The organism is Streptomyces sp. NPDC102274, assembly GCF_044766385.1.
Classification (GTDB): domain Bacteria; phylum Actinomycetota; class Actinomycetes; order Streptomycetales; family Streptomycetaceae; genus Streptomyces.
Genome location: NZ_JBIWLW010000015.1, coordinates 1 through 16,015, shown reverse-complemented (window position 1 = coordinate 16,015; position 16,015 = coordinate 1). Strand labels below are relative to the sequence as shown.

General features: G+C 69.5%; 17 protein-coding genes and 1 pseudogene. 11 read left to right on the top strand and 7 right to left on the bottom strand.

Annotation, left to right across the window (positions count from 1 at the left end; translation table 11 throughout):
- Positions 1-172: 172 nt before the first annotated feature.
- Positions 173-751: a hypothetical protein gene (locus tag ACIRQP_RS21035; protein ID WP_403892199.1), complete on the top strand. Its 579-nt coding sequence runs from the start codon at positions 173-175 to the stop codon at positions 749-751.
- A 144-nt stretch (positions 752-895) separates the two neighbouring features.
- Here ACIRQP_RS21035 and ACIRQP_RS21030 read toward each other — a convergent pair whose 3' ends face one another.
- Both ACIRQP_RS21030 and ACIRQP_RS21025 read right to left on the bottom strand, forming a co-directional pair.
- Positions 896-1,678, bottom strand: coding sequence for a hypothetical protein (locus ACIRQP_RS21030; RefSeq protein ID WP_403892196.1), 783 nt, complete (start codon positions 1,676-1,678; stop codon positions 896-898).
- A gap of 46 nt (positions 1,679-1,724) precedes the next feature.
- Complete coding sequence (locus tag ACIRQP_RS21025; RefSeq protein ID WP_403892193.1) at positions 1,725-2,471, bottom strand: peptidyl-tRNA hydrolase; 747 nt, start codon at positions 2,469-2,471, stop codon at positions 1,725-1,727.
- An 87-nt stretch (positions 2,472-2,558) separates the two neighbouring features.
- Between ACIRQP_RS21025 and ACIRQP_RS21020 the strand changes: the two genes are divergently transcribed.
- From ACIRQP_RS21020 to ACIRQP_RS21010, 3 genes are read left to right on the top strand one after another with little or no spacing between them, the layout of a single operon-like run.
- On the top strand, positions 2,559-3,236 hold the full coding sequence (locus ACIRQP_RS21020; RefSeq protein ID WP_403892190.1) for an AIM24 family protein: 678 nt from the start codon (positions 2,559-2,561) through the stop codon (positions 3,234-3,236).
- A 23-nt stretch (positions 3,237-3,259) separates the two neighbouring features.
- On the top strand, positions 3,260-4,189 hold the full coding sequence (locus ACIRQP_RS21015) for an ATP-binding cassette domain-containing protein (protein ID WP_403892541.1): 930 nt from the start codon (positions 3,260-3,262) through the stop codon (positions 4,187-4,189).
- 14 nt (positions 4,190-4,203) lie between these two features.
- Entirely contained in the window at positions 4,204-4,398 is a 195-nt protein-coding gene (locus ACIRQP_RS21010) for a hypothetical protein (protein ID WP_403892557.1), read from the top strand.
- Positions 4,399-4,482: 84 nt separating this feature from the next.
- On the opposite strand, the gene ACIRQP_RS21005 is transcribed toward ACIRQP_RS21010, so the two are convergent.
- The 4 genes from ACIRQP_RS21005 to zapE form a co-directional block, all read right to left on the bottom strand.
- Complete coding sequence (locus ACIRQP_RS21005) at positions 4,483-5,328, bottom strand: polysaccharide deacetylase family protein (protein WP_403892186.1); 846 nt, start codon at positions 5,326-5,328, stop codon at positions 4,483-4,485.
- Between the two features lie 103 nt (positions 5,329-5,431).
- Positions 5,432-6,316, bottom strand: a complete 885-nt coding sequence (locus ACIRQP_RS21000) for a PPK2 family polyphosphate kinase (protein ID WP_403892183.1) — start codon at positions 6,314-6,316, stop codon at positions 5,432-5,434.
- A 194-nt stretch (positions 6,317-6,510) separates the two neighbouring features.
- Entirely contained in the window at positions 6,511-6,936 is a 426-nt protein-coding gene (locus tag ACIRQP_RS20995) for an OsmC family protein (protein WP_403892180.1), read from the bottom strand.
- Positions 6,937-7,116: 180 nt separating this feature from the next.
- Entirely contained in the window at positions 7,117-8,214 is a 1,098-nt protein-coding gene (zapE, locus tag ACIRQP_RS20990) for a cell division protein ZapE (RefSeq protein WP_403892177.1), read from the bottom strand.
- A gap of 37 nt (positions 8,215-8,251) precedes the next feature.
- Here zapE and ACIRQP_RS20985 point away from each other — a divergent pair, with 37 nt between their 5' ends.
- The 5 genes and pseudogenes from ACIRQP_RS20985 to ACIRQP_RS20965 all read left to right on the top strand — a co-directional run.
- Positions 8,252-9,082: a pyrimidine reductase family protein gene (locus ACIRQP_RS20985; RefSeq protein WP_403892174.1), complete on the top strand. Its 831-nt coding sequence runs from the start codon at positions 8,252-8,254 to the stop codon at positions 9,080-9,082.
- 153 nt (positions 9,083-9,235) lie between these two features.
- Positions 9,236-9,706 carry an indole-3-glycerol phosphate synthase gene (locus ACIRQP_RS20980; RefSeq protein WP_403892172.1) on the top strand — a complete coding sequence of 157 codons (471 nt, stop codon included), beginning with the start codon at positions 9,236-9,238 and terminating at the stop codon, positions 9,704-9,706.
- Positions 9,707-9,764: 58 nt separating this feature from the next.
- Positions 9,765-11,168 carry a UDP-N-acetylmuramate--L-alanine ligase gene (gene murC / locus ACIRQP_RS20975; protein ID WP_403892169.1) on the top strand — a complete coding sequence of 468 codons (1,404 nt, stop codon included), beginning with the start codon at positions 9,765-9,767 and terminating at the stop codon, positions 11,166-11,168.
- 45 nt (positions 11,169-11,213) lie between these two features.
- The gene (msrB, locus tag ACIRQP_RS20970) at positions 11,214-11,621 is read left to right on the top strand and encodes a peptide-methionine (R)-S-oxide reductase MsrB (protein ID WP_403892166.1); all 408 of its coding nucleotides are present in this window, start codon (positions 11,214-11,216) and stop codon (positions 11,619-11,621) included.
- 406 nt (positions 11,622-12,027) lie between these two features.
- Positions 12,028-12,230: pseudogene (locus ACIRQP_RS20965) on the top strand (transporter); the annotation flags it as partial.
- 557 nt (positions 12,231-12,787) lie between these two features.
- Here the strand turns inward: ACIRQP_RS20965 and ACIRQP_RS20960 are convergent.
- On the bottom strand, positions 12,788-13,450 hold the full coding sequence (locus ACIRQP_RS20960; RefSeq protein WP_403892163.1) for a TetR family transcriptional regulator: 663 nt from the start codon (positions 13,448-13,450) through the stop codon (positions 12,788-12,790).
- 129 nt (positions 13,451-13,579) lie between these two features.
- Between ACIRQP_RS20960 and ACIRQP_RS20955 the strand changes: the two genes are divergently transcribed.
- Positions 13,580-14,410 (top strand): SDR family NAD(P)-dependent oxidoreductase, encoded by an 831-nt coding sequence (locus ACIRQP_RS20955; RefSeq protein ID WP_403892160.1) that lies wholly within the window; start codon positions 13,580-13,582, stop codon positions 14,408-14,410.
- Between the two features lie 368 nt (positions 14,411-14,778).
- The gene (locus ACIRQP_RS20950) at positions 14,779-15,675 is read left to right on the top strand and encodes a DUF5655 domain-containing protein (RefSeq protein WP_403892157.1); all 897 of its coding nucleotides are present in this window, start codon (positions 14,779-14,781) and stop codon (positions 15,673-15,675) included.
- Positions 15,676-16,015 lie beyond the last annotated feature (340 nt).

Below are 16,015 nucleotides of genomic sequence, written 5' to 3'. Positions count from 1 at the left end.
AGCGGAGTGCTAGCCGAGACGGAAGAACGTAAACATGCGTCGATACTCTCACGACGAGGTCCCCGGCTCACACCCGCATGAGGACGCACGTAGCGCGTGACGACGGTGACAAGGGGGAAGACTGGCTGCCGAACACCGCGCCCTTGGAGGCGCGGGAGAACGAGGGGACACCATGGCCACGACGGCATCGGCACGCCGGCTGCGAGCAGGACGTGCGTATCGGTGGGGGACGGGCGTCGTACTCGCCGCGCTGGCCACCCTGACGGTGGCCGGCTGCGGCGGTTCGGACCAAACCGACGGGGTGCCCTCACCCCATGGGCGGACCTCGAAGTCCCCTTCCGTGCAGCCCTCCTCCGCGCAGCCCTCTTCCGCGCAGCCGTCGGTGAAGCCGTCCGTGTCGGCGGCGGACGGGCATGACGTCGGCGCCTGTGCGGACGGCAACTGCGAGATCGCGGTGACCGAGCCGGTGACGTTCCCTTTCAAGGGCCCGGCCGGTCCGGCGACCCTGTCCGTGACCGAGGTCGGCCCGAACAAGGTCGCATACACGGTGAAGTCGGACAACGGCCAGTCCAAGGGCGGGGCGACCGGCCCGGGACAAGGGTGCATCACGGTCCTGCGCGGCAACGGTAGCGGCAACTCCTGCGGTCGTCTGGGGGACGCCGCCCGGCCGCGTCCCCAGGCCCATGTCGTGGTGATCCAGGCGGCGACGGGCGAGGACGGTACGGCACTCCTCCACATCGTGTCCGGCTGACAGCACGGGCGCCCGACGCCGGGGCGGACCAGTCCGGCGAAGGACGTCGACGGCAACGACCGCGGCCTCCCGTCTCACCGCGGGTAACCCGGGCTGGACGTCCACGAGGCGGCCACCTACGCCCGAGCCGCCGCCCCGCTCTTCCTACGGAGCAGCGGGCGCGAAGCGGTCGATGAGATAGCGGGCACTCGCTGTCATGGCTTGGACCCGGAAGCGCGCCTCGCCCGCGGTGGACGTTCCGGGATGGGGGCCGTTCGTCTGAACGATCTTCCACAAGCCGCGAACGTAGCCGCCGCCATCATCCATGGGCAGCAGCTCTTGCCGCTCGATGAGGTAGTTGAGTGCCGGACCTGCGGCTCCCTGCTGGGGACGAACGAACCCGTGCCGCACGGCGACTTGGGCGATCACTTCCTCGAACATGGAGCGCATGCCCCCGTTGGCCGTCTCATAGCGCTGGTCCACGAGGTTCCGCAGCGCCTGCTGGTACAGCGCCTTGGCCGTGACCCAACCGAGTCGATCGAAGTCGGCTTCGAGAGCGGTCGCCGCCTCGCTGAGAGGCGCCCTCGGGTCCTCAAGGGGGAGCAGACGCACCGGACCTGGATCGGCGACGAGATCGAAGCCCGCCGCGCGCACGGCCTCCCGCAACCACGTGAAATCCTGGTCCATGGCGCGCACGGCCACCAGGCGCAGGAACTGCCTGAGCCCCTCCTCGGCCTCGCTGTCGCCGCTGGCCACCGCCTTCTGGGCAGTGTGCAGGGTGCTCGCCACCAACGATGTCTTCGCGTACCGCTGTTTTCCGGCCTGCGGTGCCGGTTGGAAGCGGCTGAGCCCCGCCTGCAATATCTGGAGCTCAATCTCGGCCGTGGTGAAAAGTCTCGTAGCGAGTTCGCCCGCTCGTCCGACGGCGGGCTCAAGAGAGGTGTGCATGCACCGATCCTGACAGGCATTCGCGTCCGGCTTCCCGGCCTTTCGGTCACCCGAGTCCGCGCTGGAGGGGGCAGAAGCGACTACCCCCCTCGGCTACGACGGTTTTCCCGGGGGCGATCTCGGTGAATCCGGCGTCATGGACCACCGGCAGCCCACTGGCGGTGAGTTCGCGCCAGCGCGCGGCGTCGGGCGTACGTACGGCGAGCGGGAAGCCGGCCTCGCGCCATGCCTTGCGCTCCGTGTCCGACAGCTCCCACCAGGCGAGTTGGGCGCCGTGCCCGGCCTGGGCCATGGCCTTGCCCGCCGACATGTCCAGATCGGGGTTGAGCCAGAGAACGGGCAGGGCCGGGTCCGGTGCGGGCGGTGCCTCGGTGTCGTCCAGCTCGGTGCCGGAGACCTGGAGCTTGGCCAGTTCCTTGGGCCAGCCGTCGAGCGGGATGGGCGGGAAGACCCGTACCTCGGCGGCGGACGCCGTCTCCGTCGTGGGTCCCGCGCCCAGGACCGTGATCCCGGGGAGCGCGGAGGCGCGGCGCCACTCCGCGCCGCGCGCCCTCCGTACCACCTTGCGGATGCGGGCGTCCTGCCAGTCCCGCATGGCCCTCGCCCACTCGCCCTCTCCTGCCGACCGCTCGTCGGAGAGGATGACGAGCACCGCGCGGGCGGCCGTCTCCAGGGCGTCGGTGCGGGCGGGCGGCGCGGCCTTCTCGATCCGGACCACCAGTGGCAGTACGAACTGGGGAGCCTCGTCGCGCGAGGTCCGGTCGGCTACGCGGTCGCTTATGTCACTGCTCACGGGTCCAGTCTGCCAGCAGCGCCGGTCCCGCTTTCCCGGGCAAACCCTTCTTGGCGGAATGGGTGCGTCCGGGCGAGTATGCACGGCATGAAGAGTGATCTGTTCTCCGCCGAATACCTGGCGCAGCCGGCCACCGCCCCCGGGATGACACTGCAGAACGCCAAATCGATCAAGTACGCCGTCAATGGCGAGATGTACGCGCGGCAGGGATCCATGATCGCCTTCCGAGGCAGTCTCCAGTTCGAACGCAAGGGCCAGGGCATCGGCGGCATGCTCAAGCGGGCCGTCACGGGCGAGGGCCTGCCGCTGATGACCGTCAGGGGCCAGGGCGAGGCATGGTTCGCGCAGGAGGCCGCCAACTGCTTCATCGTCGATATCGAGCAGGGCGACGCGCTCACCATCAACGGCCGCAACGTGCTCTGTTTCGACCCGACCCTCTCCTACGAGATCAAGACCGTGAAGGGCGCGGGGATGACCGGTGGCGGGCTCTTCAACAGCCTCTTCACCGGCTACGGGAAGCTCGGCGTCATATGCGAGGGCAACCCCATCGTGATCCCCGTCACGGGCCAGGCCCCGGTGTACGTCGACACCGACGCGGTCGTCGGATGGAGCGCGCACCTCTCCACCTCGCTGCACCGCTCGCAGTCCGTCGGCTCGATGATCCGCGGCGGCTCGGGCGAGGCCGTCCAGCTGATGCTCCAGGGCGAGGGCTTCGTCATCGTCCGGCCGAGCGAGGCCACCCCGCAGAAGGCCGCCGCGCACTGACCGGGACAGGCCCCTCCACGATGATGAATCTCCGGGGCGTGGGCCGCCGTTACGGCTTCCGCGGACCCTGGGTGGTGCGTGGGGTCGATCTCGATCTGGCAGCGCGCACCCTGGTCCGTGTCGAAGGCGCCAACGGCAGCGGGAAGTCGACCCTGCTGCGGCTGCTCGCCGGCATCGACAGACCGACCGAGGGCCGGCTCACCGGCCGCCCCCGGACCGCCAGTGTTCCCGAGCGCTTCCCGGTCTCGCTGCCCTTCACGGCCGGCGGCTATCTGGTGCATCTGGGCCGGATCCACGTGCTGCGGCGCACGGTCGCCGAGGCCCGCGCCGCCGAATGGCTGGAGCGGTTCGGGGCGGCCGGCCACTCCCGTACGCCCATGTCCGAACTGTCCAAAGGGACCAGCCAGAAGGTCGCGGTCGCGCAGGCGCTGCTCGCCGGTCCCGAACTGCTGGTGCTCGACCAGATCTGCGTCACCCAGGAACCGCCGGCCGCCCGTACCGTCGCCGCCGCGAAGGGCACATCCCGGGCCCATCTCGCCGCGCTGCTGGCCGCCGTGGTCTTCGCGGGGGTGCTCGGGACGGCGGGCACGCTGGCCGTCACGGTGATCAGCGAGCCGAGGAACACGGACCACACGGTCGAGGGGTCCCTGCTCGCCGCTCGTGTCGCCGGGCTGGTCGCCGCAGCGGTCTGTCTGCTGCTCGGGGCGGCCGTGGGGGCGCCGTGCGGGAGACCGCTGCTGCGCGGCCGGGGCTGGCCGCTGATCGCCACGCTGCTGGTCGTCCTGCCGGCCCTGGTCGGCAATGGATCACCGGCGAAATACGCGATCACCGGGCTGGTGACGGGCTCGCGGACGGGCGTCGTGCAGGTGCCGGGGCTGCCCTTGGCCGCCGCCGCGCTGATGGCCGCGGCGGCGGGCGCGGTGGCCTGTGCGGTCGCGACGCGGCGGAGCTGAGTACGCTCGTGGGTATGGCGGAAGAAGCGGTGGCAGACGTGGCGGACGTCGCGGACATGGCGGAAGCCCGGGAGACGGCGGTAGAGGTCGCGTACGCCGACTGCGTGCTGTGCGCGAAGCCCACCGAGTACCCGGAAACGGTCAAGGGCGCGACGCTCTGTCCCGTCTGTGAGTGGCAGGAAGCCCAGCGGACGGCGTGCTCGGGCTGACCGCCTTCCCGGCCTCCCTTCGTCCCGCCTTTCCGCCAGCCCTCCCGTCGTCCCGCCTTTCCGCCGCCCCCGGATCGCGCCCGGTCAGTGGCTCATCAGCTCGGAGACCTTGACGAACCGGTAGCCCTGCTTCCGTAGCTCGGGGACGATCTGCTCCACGGCGTCCTCCGTCACCGGCGCCGCGCTGCGCGTGCAGTGCATCACCACCAGCGACCCGGGCTTCACACCCTCCAGCACCTGCTGCGCGACCGCCTCCGCGTCCGTGGCGAAGGCGTCGCCGCTGACGACATCCCACTGGACCGCGGTCACCTTGGAGGGCGCCAGCGCCCGGAGCGCCGCGTCGTCGTAGCAGCCGCCCGGGAAGCGGAAGTACGGCACCACATTGCGCGCCCCGGCGTCGCGGAACGCGGTGAACGCCCGCTGCACGTCGTCGTTCATCTTCGTCTCGCCGACCGGCGGCAGCCCGTAGCAGTCGGCCGTGAAGGCGTAGTGGCTGTAGGAGTGGTTGGCGATCTCGAAGAGCGGGTCCTCGCCGATCGCCTTCGCCTGCGTCGGGTACTCCTCGGCCCAGCGGCCCGTCATGAAGACCGTCGAGGGCACCTCCAGCCGGCGCAGCAGGGCGATCAGCGAAGGGTTGTCGAACCGCTCGCCGCGCGCCGCGCGGGTTCCCTGATCGGCCGTCATATCGGCGTCGAAGGTGAGTGCCACGGTCTTGCCCGCGGCCGGGTTCCCGCGCTTGAAGACGGGGGTCAGCCCGCCGGGGCCGGGGGCCAGGGTCGGCGGCCCCTTCACCGCCGCGGCACTGGACGTCGCGGCGGCGCGCGCGCCGGCGGAGCCGGAGGTCACGGCCTTGCCGGCGCCGTCGGCGCAGCCGGCGAGCGCGGCGCCCAGAACGGCGACGGTGGCGAGAATGCGTACATATGTGGTCACTCACGGAAAATATATGATGATCCGCCCGGAACAGTCGCACGGCACTCGCCCGCGCCGAAGTCGCCCCGTACGGTCACGTCCGGGATCACGGTCACGCCCGGGATCAGTCCGCCGCCAGCAGCTCCCGGCGGCTCTCCTCGACGTCGAAGTCGGCCTCCGGATAGGCCGGATCCAGCGCTTCCAGATGTTCGAGCAGCAGTGTGCTGATCGCCCAGTTGCGGTACCACTTGCGGTCTGCCGGGACGAGGTACCAGGGGGCGGCCGCCGTCGAGCAGCGGTGCAGGGCCAGCTCGTAGGCCTCCTGGTAGGCGGGCCACAGCTCGCGGTCCTCGATGTCGGACGGGCTGAACTTCCAGTGTTTGTCCGGGTTGTCGAGCCGGGCCAGAAGACGGTCGCGCTGCTCGTCGTGGCCGAGGTGGAGGTAGACCTTCACGATCGTCACGCCGTTGTCGGCGAGGCCCTGTTCGAAGCGGTTGATCTGGCCGTAGCGACGGCTCAGATCGCGGCGGGGGACCAGTTCCCGTACGCGGGCGATCAAGATGTCCTCGTACTGCGAACGGTCGAAGATCCCGACCTCGCCCGGCTCGGGGAGCGCTTGTCTGACGCGCCACAGGAAGGGGTGGCTCCGCTCCTCCGCGGTCGGGGTCTTGAAGGCCCTGATCCGGCAGCCCGCCGGGTTGAAATGACCGATCACATGCTTGATCGTGCCGCCCTTGCCGCTGGTGTCCATGCCCTGGAGGATCAGCAGCACCCGGCGCCGGTCGCCCGCCGTGCTGGCCGCGTACAGCCGCTCCTGGAGACCGGCCAGGCGCTGCGCCAGCGGAGGGACGGCGGCGAGCGCGGCCGCCTTGTCCGGCGGGCCGCCCGGGGTGGCCCGGGAGTCGTACGAGGAGAGGTCGACGGGCTCGTCCTCCGGGATGCGGAGCAGTTCACGGAGCGCCGGTGGTGGCTGGTTCCGCTTTCCGGCTTTTCTGTCTTTCTTGGCCACTGCGCACCCCTTGAGTCGGCTCCTTAGAGGGTGCGTCGGATCGGCGCGTTCCGCGACCGCTGACTACTCCTGCCAGGGGCCGGACAGGACCTGGGGCGTGCCGCGAAAGTGGCGCCGTCCGCCCGAAGGACATCGCGGGCCGGGCCGGACTTTCGCAACACGCCCCAGGACAGGGTCTGGCCTCAGGTGTCGCGTCAGACCAGCGACGCGCTGAGCGTGATGGTCGTGCCGGTGAGCGCCTGGCTGACCGGGCAGTTCGCCTTGGCGTCCTCGGCCGCCTTCTCGAAGTCCGCCGCGTCCATGCCCGGGACCTCGCCCTGAACGGTGAGGTGGATACCGGTGATGCCGGTGCCGGGCTGGAAGGTGACGTCGGCCTGGGTGGTCAGCCTGGTCGGCGGCGTGCCGCCCTTCGCGAGACCGTTGGAGAGCGCCATCGAGAAGCAACTGGAGTGGGCCGCGGCGATCAGCTCCTCCGGGCTGGTCTTGCCGTTCGCCGCCTCCGCGCGGGAGGGCCAGGAGACCGCCTGGTCGGCGATGCCGGAGGAGTCGAAGGTGACGGTGCCCGTGCCCTGGAGGAGGTTGCCCTCCCAGACCGTGTGCGCCTGGCGCGTGGTGGCCATGGTGGAACCCTTCTGCTTGGTTCTTGGTGATACGGGTGTGAGTACAGCAGATGCGATGACGCGGGTGTTACCGCGTCGGGGTGTTACGGCTTCGAGCTGTAGCGGCCCTACGGTGCCTACGGCGTTGCGCTGCTACGGAGTTACGGAGTTAACGGAGTTGCGGGAGTTACGGCACCGAACCTACTCGGGGACCAGCCCCTTCGCGTCCCGCGCCAGGGCCGTCAGCCGCGAGATTGCCCGGAAGTATTTCTTCCGGTAGCCGCCGTTCAGCATCTCTTCGCTGAACAGACGGTCGAAGGGGAGCCCGGAGGCGAGCACGGGCACCTCCCGGTCGTACAGCCGGTCCGCGAGGACGACCAGCCGCAGCGCGGTCGACTGGTCGGGCACCGGCGCGACATCCGTGAGACAGACGGCCCGCACCCCGTCCGTGAGCGCTCCGTACCGGCTCGGATGGACCCGGGAGAGATGGTCGAGCAGCCCGGGGAAGTCGTCCAGGCTGGCGCCCTCGGTCGCGTACGCGGCCCGGGTCACCTGTTCCTCGGAGTAAGGAGCGGGAGCCGCGGGCAGTCCGCGGTGCCGGTAGTCCTCACCGTCGATGCGCAGCGGGCGGAAGCGCGCCGACAGGCCCTGGATCTCGCGGAGGAAGTCGGCGGCGGCGAACCGGCCCTCGCCGAGCTTGCCCGGCAGGGTGTTCGAGGTCGCGGCCAGTGCCACCCCCGCGTCGACCAGCTTGCCGAGCAGGGTGGAGACGAGGACGGTGTCGCCCGGATCGTCCAGCTCGAACTCGTCGATGCAGAGCAGCCGATGGCCACTGAGCGTCCGCACGGTCTCCTGGAAGCCCAGCGCGCCGACCAGGTTCGTCAGCTCCACGAATGTGCCGAAAGCTTTCTGTCCCGGCGCGGCCGGAGTGGCGTGCCAGAGCGACGCCAGCAGATGTGTCTTGCCGACGCCGTAACCGCCGTCCAGATAGACACCGCGCGGACCCGTGGGCGCAGTGGGCTTTCTGGCGAACCAGCGCCGCTTGCCGTGCCCGCCGTCGGCAAGATGCGCTCCGCCCAGCCCCTCCGCGAACGCGCTCAGGACCGAGACCGCCTCGGTCTGGCCGGGCTGCTGGGGGTCGGGTACGTACGTGGCGAACCGTACGGAGTCGAAGCGCGGCGGCGGCACCATCTCCGCGACCAGCCGGTCGGCGGGGACACGTGGCTCACGTGCGCAAAGGGAGAGCGGGGCCGCTTCGGTTATCGACTGACGGCCGGACGCCGCGGTGGAGGACGACACAGTTCGTAACTCTATGCGCCATGCCAGACTGCTTCGCATGCGACGCCTGTTCCCTGTGACCGATCAGACACACTCCGCCGCTGATTCCGGAACGGATTCCGGAGCTGATTCCGGGGTGGGGCCCGGCGTCGACCGTGACTGGACGCTCGACGAACTGGCGGACGCCTACGCGTACCCCCGTGGCACCGGCGCGGGGGGCACCGCACGGCCCTGGCTGCGCGCCAACATGGTGTCCACGCTGGACGGCGCCGCCCACCACGAGGGCCGTTCGCAGTCCATCTCCTCCGCCGCCGACATGCGCGTCTTCGGCACCCTGCGGGCGCTCGCCGACGCGGTGGTGGTGGGTGCGGAAACGGTTCGCCTTGAGCGGTACCGCCCGGCCCGCGCCCGCGACGCCTTCGCCGCGCGCCGGGCGGCGGCCGGTCAGGCGCCCGCGCCGGTGATCGCCGTGGTCAGCGCGAGTCTGGAGCTGGACTTCACGCTGCCGCTGTTCACCGCCCCCCTCGTCCCCACCCTCGTTCTGACCGGCGCCACGGCGCCTCGGGAGCGGATCCTCGCCGCGGAGAAGGCGGGCGTGCGAGTGGTGATCGCCGGGGACGGCCCCGGGGCGGACCCGGAGCGGGTCGTACAGGCTCTGGCGGACCGCGGACTGGTCCGGCTGCTCACCGAGGGCGGTCCGCGGCTGCTCGGGCAGTTCGTGGCGGCGGGAGTTCTGGACGAACTCTGTCTGACCGTGTCTCCGATGCTCACTTCCGGGTACGCGCAGCGCATCGCGGACGGGCCGGCTCCCGCCGTGCCCGAACGGTTCGCGCTGGCGTCGCTGCTGGAGCAGGACGGGTTCCTTTTCACCCGGTACCGGCGCGTCTGATCCACCCGGGTCCGCGTATCCGACAATCAGCGGAATTTGTCGTTCCGGTTAGCTTCCGCTGGGCAGACTTACTGTCACAGACCCCGTGCGGGTACGGGGAAGGATGGTTTCAGCAGTGGGCCGCACGGCCCTGGAAGAAGAAGGGCGCCTGTCGTGTTCACAAGCGTATTGATGATCGAGAAGCCCTTGTCGCGGGAGGACGTGGAGTTCGTCACCACCCTCCACGGCGACGAGGAGATCTCGTTCGTGGTGCTCATGCAGCCGCGTGGCGACCAGGCGGATCTGCTGCTGCGCGCCATCGACGACATCGCGATCGGCGAACTGCGGGACGCGGCCAGGGAGGACGAGGTGCCGGAGGGCAAGGAAGCCAGACAGCCCGCCGAACTCGCTCTCGAACACTCACTGGCGGCGCTGCGCTCCCAGGGATCCGCCGCCACCGGCCAGGTCGTGGAGGAGCATCCGCTCGACCGGCTCAAGGCGGTCGTGGACGAAGCCGCGGCCGATGAGGTGATCGTGCTCACCGAGCCGCACTACGTGGAGGAGTTCTTCCACCGGGACTGGGCGTCCCGGGCGCGCCACAAGGTCGGCGTACCGGTGCTCAAACTCTTCGCGCACAGCGAATAAGCTGGGGTTCCCTACAGCTGCACGCTGTACCCCGCCCGCACTTTGGGAGAGAACACGTATGGCACCGGCACCCGGTATCCCCGCGGCCATGGAACGGCCGCACTTCATCGGTATCGGCGGCGCCGGAATGTCGGGTATCGCCAAGATCCTCGCCCAGCGCGGCGCCAAGGTCACGGGCAGCGACGCGAAGGAGTCGGAGACCGCCGAGGCGCTGCGGGCGCTGGGGGCCACCGTGCATATCGGCCATGCCACGGAGCACCTCGCGGACGACGCCTCGTGCGTGGTCGTCTCCAGCGCGATCCGGGCCGACAACCCCGAGCTGGCACGAGCCGCCGAGCTCTCCGTACCCGTCGTGCACCGCTCCGACGCGCTGGCCTCGCTGATGGGCGGGCTGCGCGCGATCGCCGTCGCGGGCACCCACGGCAAGACCACCACGACCTCCATGCTGGCCGTGGCCCTCACCGAACTGGGCCTCGACCCCTCGTACGCCATCGGCGGCGACCTCGCGGGGCCCGGCACGAACGCCCGGCACGGCGCGGGCGGGATCTTCGTCGCCGAGGCCGACGAGAGCGACCGCAGCTTCCAGAAGTACGACCCCGAGGTCGCGATCGTCCTCAATGTCGAGCTGGACCACCACGCGAACTACGCGTCGATGGACGAGATCTACGAGTCGTTCGAGGCGTTCACCGCCAAGATCGTCCCCGGTGGCACGCTGGTGATCGCCGCCGACCAGCCCGGCGCCGTCGAGCTGGCCTCCCGGGTCCGGGGTCTCCGTACGCTCAAGGTTGTCACCTACGGGGAGGCCGAGGGCGCCGACGTACGCGTCCACAAGGTCACCGCACGCGGTCTGACCAGCGAGGTCACCGTACTGCTCGACGGCCGCTTCCTGACCTTCACCGTCTCGGTCCCCGGCCGGCACTACGCCCACAACGCGGTCGCCGCCCTCGCCGCCGGTATCGCCCTCGGTATTCCGGCGCACAATCTGGCCTCGGCCCTCGGCGCGTACACCGGGGTCAAGCGCCGCCTCCAGCTCAAGGGCGAGGCAGCGGGCGTGCAGGTGATCGACTCGTACGCGCACCACCCCACCGAGATGACCGCCGACCTGGAGGCGATGCGGGCCGCGGCGGCTCCCGGCTCCCGGCTGCTGGTGGTGTTCCAGCCGCATCTGTTCTCCCGTACGCAGCAGCTGGCCACGGAGATGGGCCAGGCCCTGGCCCTCGCCGACGCCTCGCTGGTGCTGGACATCTATCCGGCCCGCGAGGACCCGCTGCCCGGCGTGACGAGCGCTCTGATCATCGACGCGGCCGAGGAGGCGGGCGCCGATGTCGCGGCCGTTCACGACAAGGGAGCCGTCCCGGAGGCGGTCGCGGGAATGGCGCACCCCGGTGATCTCGTTCTTACCATGGGCGCGGGCGATGTCACGGACCTCGGTCCTGACATTCTGACCCGGCTGGGGGACTGAGCCCGCCGGGCGGGCCGGGCCCTCCCGACCGACTGAGGAGAGCGCATGCCGTACGACATCGACAAGCCGGACGAGCAGTGGCGCGCGGAGCTGACCGACGCCGAGTACCAGGTACTCCGCAAGGCCGGCACCGAGCCCGCCTTCACCGGCGAATACACGGACACCAAGACGACCGGCGTCTACTCCTGCCGCGCGTGCGGCGCCGATCTCTTCCGTTCCGACACGAAGTTCGAGTCGCACTGCGGCTGGCCGTCCTTCTACGACCCGAAGGACTCGGACGCGGTCGAACTCATCGAGGACCGCTCCCACGGCATGGTCCGGGTCGAGGTCCGCTGCGCACGCTGCGGCTCGCACCTCGGCCATGTCTTCGAGGGCGAGGGGTACCCGACCCCGACGGACCAGCGGTACTGCATCAACAGCGTCTCGCTGCGGCTGGCCCCGGACGAGAGCTGAAACGTGGTGCATGGCGCCCCTGCGAATCCGTCGACTCGCGAAGTCGTCGAGTTCCGCTTCAACGTGTAGCGGGTGACTTAGCACCACGTCACTGATCTGGCAAACATGCAGGTAAATAGGGGTCCGATCCTCCGGGATCGGGCCCCTAGTATTTTCCCGTGCTGGATAGGTGCTGGATAACCTGATCCCACGTCACCTGTCATCACCCCTCGTCACCCGCACCGTGCTGGATTTGTGCTGGATACCGGCGAGGCCCCGGCGGAGCCCTGCGGCGGGCCGTCCTATGGAAGGGCAAGTGGGCGCGGTCGAGCCCATTCACACACTTCTTTAACGGCTCCGAAGCCGGTTCACGGAAACAAATCCGTGCCCACTCGGCGTCGATGATCTCTGAGCCGAGGAGGGGAAGGTGCCGGGCCTGAAGCTGTTCCACAGGACGAAAAGCGGCGTGACCGAGGTCTTGCCGCGTCTTGCTGAGGTCGAGGCGGATGTGCAGGGCATGGTCGAGGCGCACATGGAGACGCTGCTGGGCGTCCGGTTCCTGGCGAGCGAGTACGGCACGAGGCCGGTCCAGGGGGCCGGATCGACTCGCTCGACCCGGCCGAGGTCGGGCACGGCGACCTGCTGTGGCGGTCGGCCTCCGGGGCGGCCGAGGATCGCAACTCGTGGAGCGTGCAGCGGTTCCCCATGACCGACGGTGGCGGTCACCTTTCGGGGCTACTGCAACTCAGCGCACCCGCCGTCAGCGTCGTTTCGAATCGGTATGCCATGCGATCACCTGGGTCTTTGCCGTTGGCGTCAAGGGGACCACTCTTGCGGTTCACATACTCAGCGGAAGTCCTTCCGCGGCCACTCTTGGGTGGTCGCACGTTTCTGCGGGAGAACAACCATGAGTCACCGTCAGGGAATGCCCCGGGTGTTCGGTTGCTGAGGGATTGCCGTCTGGAATGAGCGCTTAAGAAGGCGCCTGGTGTATTTGCTTGGCAGTGCCTCTGGTCTTTGTTTATGCGCCTTCCTGACGGGACGTCGGGGGTTTTGTGGGACGTATGTGGGATCTGCGGGCTTCCGGACGGCGGGTCACCGGGGCCCGAGGACTCCCAGAGAGGGGCTGCGCCAGCTTGTGGTGGTTCAGACGCCGGTGAACTTCCAGCCTGTCACGTACCGCACTCTCAGGTGCGTGAGGCGGTCATGCCGTCGACAAGGGCGGTGAGTAGGCGGGTGAGGGTGGGTGCGAAGTCGACGCTGACATGGGCCATGGCTGGTTCTTCCGCGTAGAGGCGGGTGAGGGTTTCGGCTGGGTGGGCGGCCTGCCACAGCGGCGCGGTCATCGCGATGACGGCGGTGATGAGGTCCCACGCCTGGGCCCGGTCCAGGACGCCGGCGGCGACGATGGAGCGCGCGAGGTCGTCCATGGCGCCGACAGCGGCGGTCTTGAAGGCGCGGACGCGGTCGTAGGTGACCTCGCGTTCGAGGTTGAGGGTGACGTGGGTCAGCAGGTCGCAGAAGAGCGGGCGCTCGGCGAGGGTGTCGGCCAGGGCGTGCGCCAGTTCCGCGGAGGCGGTGGTGCCGGGGCCGTCCAGCAGCGTGGTGACGGCGTGCGACCAGTCGCGGTAGCCCTCCTCGGCGAGGGTGAGCAGGATCTCCTCGCGTGAGGCGTAGTAGCGGCGCACGGCCGAGGCGTGGACGCCGGCCTGGGTGGCTATGGCGGTCAAGGTCACGCCGCGAACCCCGTCCCGGGAGGCGAGGGTCCGTGCCGCCTCCATGAGATCGGCAGCCCGCTGCTCCTTGTGCTGCGGGGTGTAGGCGCGCTGGAACGTGTTCGCTTCTAGCATGTCCCCACCATACCGCAACGCAATGCCCTTGCGTTGGACAACGCAAGGGCATTGCGTTAGCTTCGGTTGTGTTGCCGGTGGCCGATCGGTGGCATGGAGTTTGTCGTAGTCATGGAGGAGTGGAGAGTCATGTCTGAGCAGGTGTGGTTTGTCACGGGCAGTTCACGTGGTCTGGGGCGTGCGGTAGCGGAGGAGGCCCTGGCGGCGGGGCACCGGGTGGTGGCGACAGCCCGGCGCCGCGAGGCGCTGGCCGATCTGGAGGAGAAGTACGGCGACCGGGTGTGCGCGCTCGCACTGGACGTGTCGGATGCCGGGCAGGCCGCGCACACGGTCCAGGCCGGCCTGGACGCCTTCGGCCGCCTCGACGTGGTCGTCAACAACGCGGGTTACGCGAACCTCGTTCCCATCGAGGAGATCGACCCGGACGACTTCCGTGCCCAGGTCGAGACGGTCTTCTTCGGCACCGTTCACGTCACCAAGGCAGCTCTGCCCGTCTTCCGCCGACAGGGAGCGGGACACTTCATTCAGGTCACCTCTCTCGGAGGCAGGGTGGCCTTCCCCGGAGCCAGTGCCTACCACTCGGCGAAGTTCGCGGTGGAGGGCTTCTCCAAGGTCCTGGCCAAGGAAACCGCGAGCCTGGGAGTGAAGGTGACCATCGCCGAGCCCGGCTCGATGCGCACCGACTACGCCGGATCGTCCATGAACATCCCGGCCCACGCCGCGTACTACGCGGACAGCGTCGGCGAGGTCGCCACGCTGCTGCGGTCGACCCTTGGCCGGGAGCCCATCGACCCGGACAAGGTCGCCCGCGTCTTCCTGGACATCGCCCGTATGCAGGAGCCTCCCCTCCACCTGGTCCTGGGTGGCGACGCGGTGGACATGGTCGCCGACGACATGCGGGAACGCACTGCGGCCGACGCCCGCTGGGCCGGCCTTGGCCGCTCTGTCGACTTCTCCTGAACCCCTGAGCCTTGATCCACCGACCGACCGGCGCTCTGTTTACCAGGAATCAGGAAGGGGTGCGTGCTGACCTGCGGTGTTGGGAGTTCTGACGCCTCCAGCACGCGCAATCAGCAAGGCGCCTCGGCGTTGGAAATCTCCGATACTGTTACGGTGCCGAGACCACCGACTGTGCGTCTGCGTTTGCAGGCGGATTCGTGCTGGATGCCGACGCCGCGCGCCAACCGGTGGGGGGTCGTGGTCGCGCGCAGGGGGCCACTGACCCGGACAGTCGCCCCTTCGGCACATGTTCTTCACGGACTTAACGACCGTTGCGGAAACAAATCGCTGCCCGCCCGACGTTGTTGATTTCCGATGCGATGACGGGGGTGGTCGGCTTGAAGCTGTTCCGTACGGACACAACGAAAAGCGGCGTGGTCGAGGTCGTGCCGCGTCTTGCTGAGTTCGAGGCGGATGTGCAGGGTCTTGTCGAGGCGCACATGGAGAGGCTGCTGGGTGTGCGTTTCCTTGCGGGCGAGTACGGCACGGGGCCGGTTCACGGGGGCCGGATCGACTCGCTCGGGTTGGACGAGAACGGGTCGCCGGTCATCGTTGAGTACAAGCGGGGCGTCGACGCCGGGGTCATCAACCAGGGCTTGTTCTACCTGGCGTGGCTGATGGACCACCGGGTCGAGTTCGAGCATCTGGTCCGCGACCGGCTCGGGGGTACGGCGGCGTCCCAGGTGCTGTGGAGCGGACCGTGTCTGATCTGTATCGCCGACGACTTCACGCGCTACGACGTGCACGCCGTACGCGAGCGCCGGAGGTCGATCGATCTGGTCCGCTACCGGTTCTTCGGCGAAGACCTGCTCGGCCTGGAGACCGTGGCGTCCGTGAGCGGCGGGACGCAGGCACCGCGGCGTGTACGCCGACTGGCGGTCGCACGGTCGGCAGCCGCCGCGCAGGGCGCGCCATTGGCCGAACTTGCGGGCGCTGTCGACGAGGCGTTGCTCGGTCTCGGGGACGGCGTGAACCGCGTCGAGCGCAAGCAGTACCGGGCGTATCAGCGGCTGCGGAACTTCGCCTGCGTCTGCCCGCCGCAGCGGAGCAAGCTCCTGGTCTACCTGAAGGCCGATCCCAAGGAGGTCGAACTCGTTCCCGGGTTCACCCGGGACGTGTCCGGGCTCGGCCACCACGGGACGGGCGACCTGGAGGTGCAGCTCCGCACGTCGAGGGACGTGGAGCGGGCGCAGGGTCTGTTCCGGGCGAGCTACGCGGCGGCCTGATCGCTCGATGGCACTCTTCGGCCGTGGGCGTCTCGCGGTTGGTCTGTGGTCGTCGGGTGGTGCCTTTCGACGTACGGGCAGGTCGTGGCGGTGGACTATCAATGATGCGCGGGATCGCCGGTTTGGTGAACCGGCGATCCCACGCTATGTTGCCCGGCGCGACGCCGCTCGCGCTCGTGCACCGGCGGGAGCGTTGGCTGCACACCGTGGTCGCTGGCTGGTGATCGAGCCTCTGCGCAGCCCGTACATGGAGCCCGCTGACGCGGACGTGTACTTCGGGAAGGTGCTGCGGAACTCTCCCAGCGGCACTCGACTGGGCCGGTCGCAGGCGCTGAGCACG

Excerpts from the sequence above, each read along its gene's own strand:
- ACIRQP_RS21035 (WP_403892199.1), top strand. The coding sequence starts at position 173 with ATGGCCACGACGGCATCGGCACGCCGGCTGCGAGCAGGACGTGCGTAT.
- ACIRQP_RS21030 (WP_403892196.1), bottom strand. The coding sequence starts at position 1,678 with ATGCACACCTCTCTTGAGCCCGCCGTCGGACGAGCGGGCGAACTCGCT.
- ACIRQP_RS21020 (WP_403892190.1), top strand. The coding sequence starts at position 2,559 with ATGAAGAGTGATCTGTTCTCCGCCGAATACCTGGCGCAGCCGGCCACC.
- ACIRQP_RS21015 (WP_403892541.1), top strand. The coding sequence starts at position 3,260 with ATGAATCTCCGGGGCGTGGGCCGCCGTTACGGCTTCCGCGGACCCTGG.
- ACIRQP_RS21010 (WP_403892557.1), top strand. The coding sequence starts at position 4,204 with ATGGCGGAAGAAGCGGTGGCAGACGTGGCGGACGTCGCGGACATGGCG.
- ACIRQP_RS20995 (WP_403892180.1), bottom strand. The coding sequence starts at position 6,936 with ATGGCCACCACGCGCCAGGCGCACACGGTCTGGGAGGGCAACCTCCTC.
- ACIRQP_RS20985 (WP_403892174.1), top strand. The coding sequence starts at position 8,252 with ATGCGACGCCTGTTCCCTGTGACCGATCAGACACACTCCGCCGCTGAT.
- murC (WP_403892169.1), top strand. The coding sequence starts at position 9,765 with ATGGCACCGGCACCCGGTATCCCCGCGGCCATGGAACGGCCGCACTTC.
- msrB (WP_403892166.1), top strand. The coding sequence starts at position 11,214 with ATGCCGTACGACATCGACAAGCCGGACGAGCAGTGGCGCGCGGAGCTG.
- ACIRQP_RS20960 (WP_403892163.1), bottom strand. The coding sequence starts at position 13,450 with ATGCTAGAAGCGAACACGTTCCAGCGCGCCTACACCCCGCAGCACAAG.
- ACIRQP_RS20955 (WP_403892160.1), top strand. The coding sequence starts at position 13,580 with ATGTCTGAGCAGGTGTGGTTTGTCACGGGCAGTTCACGTGGTCTGGGG.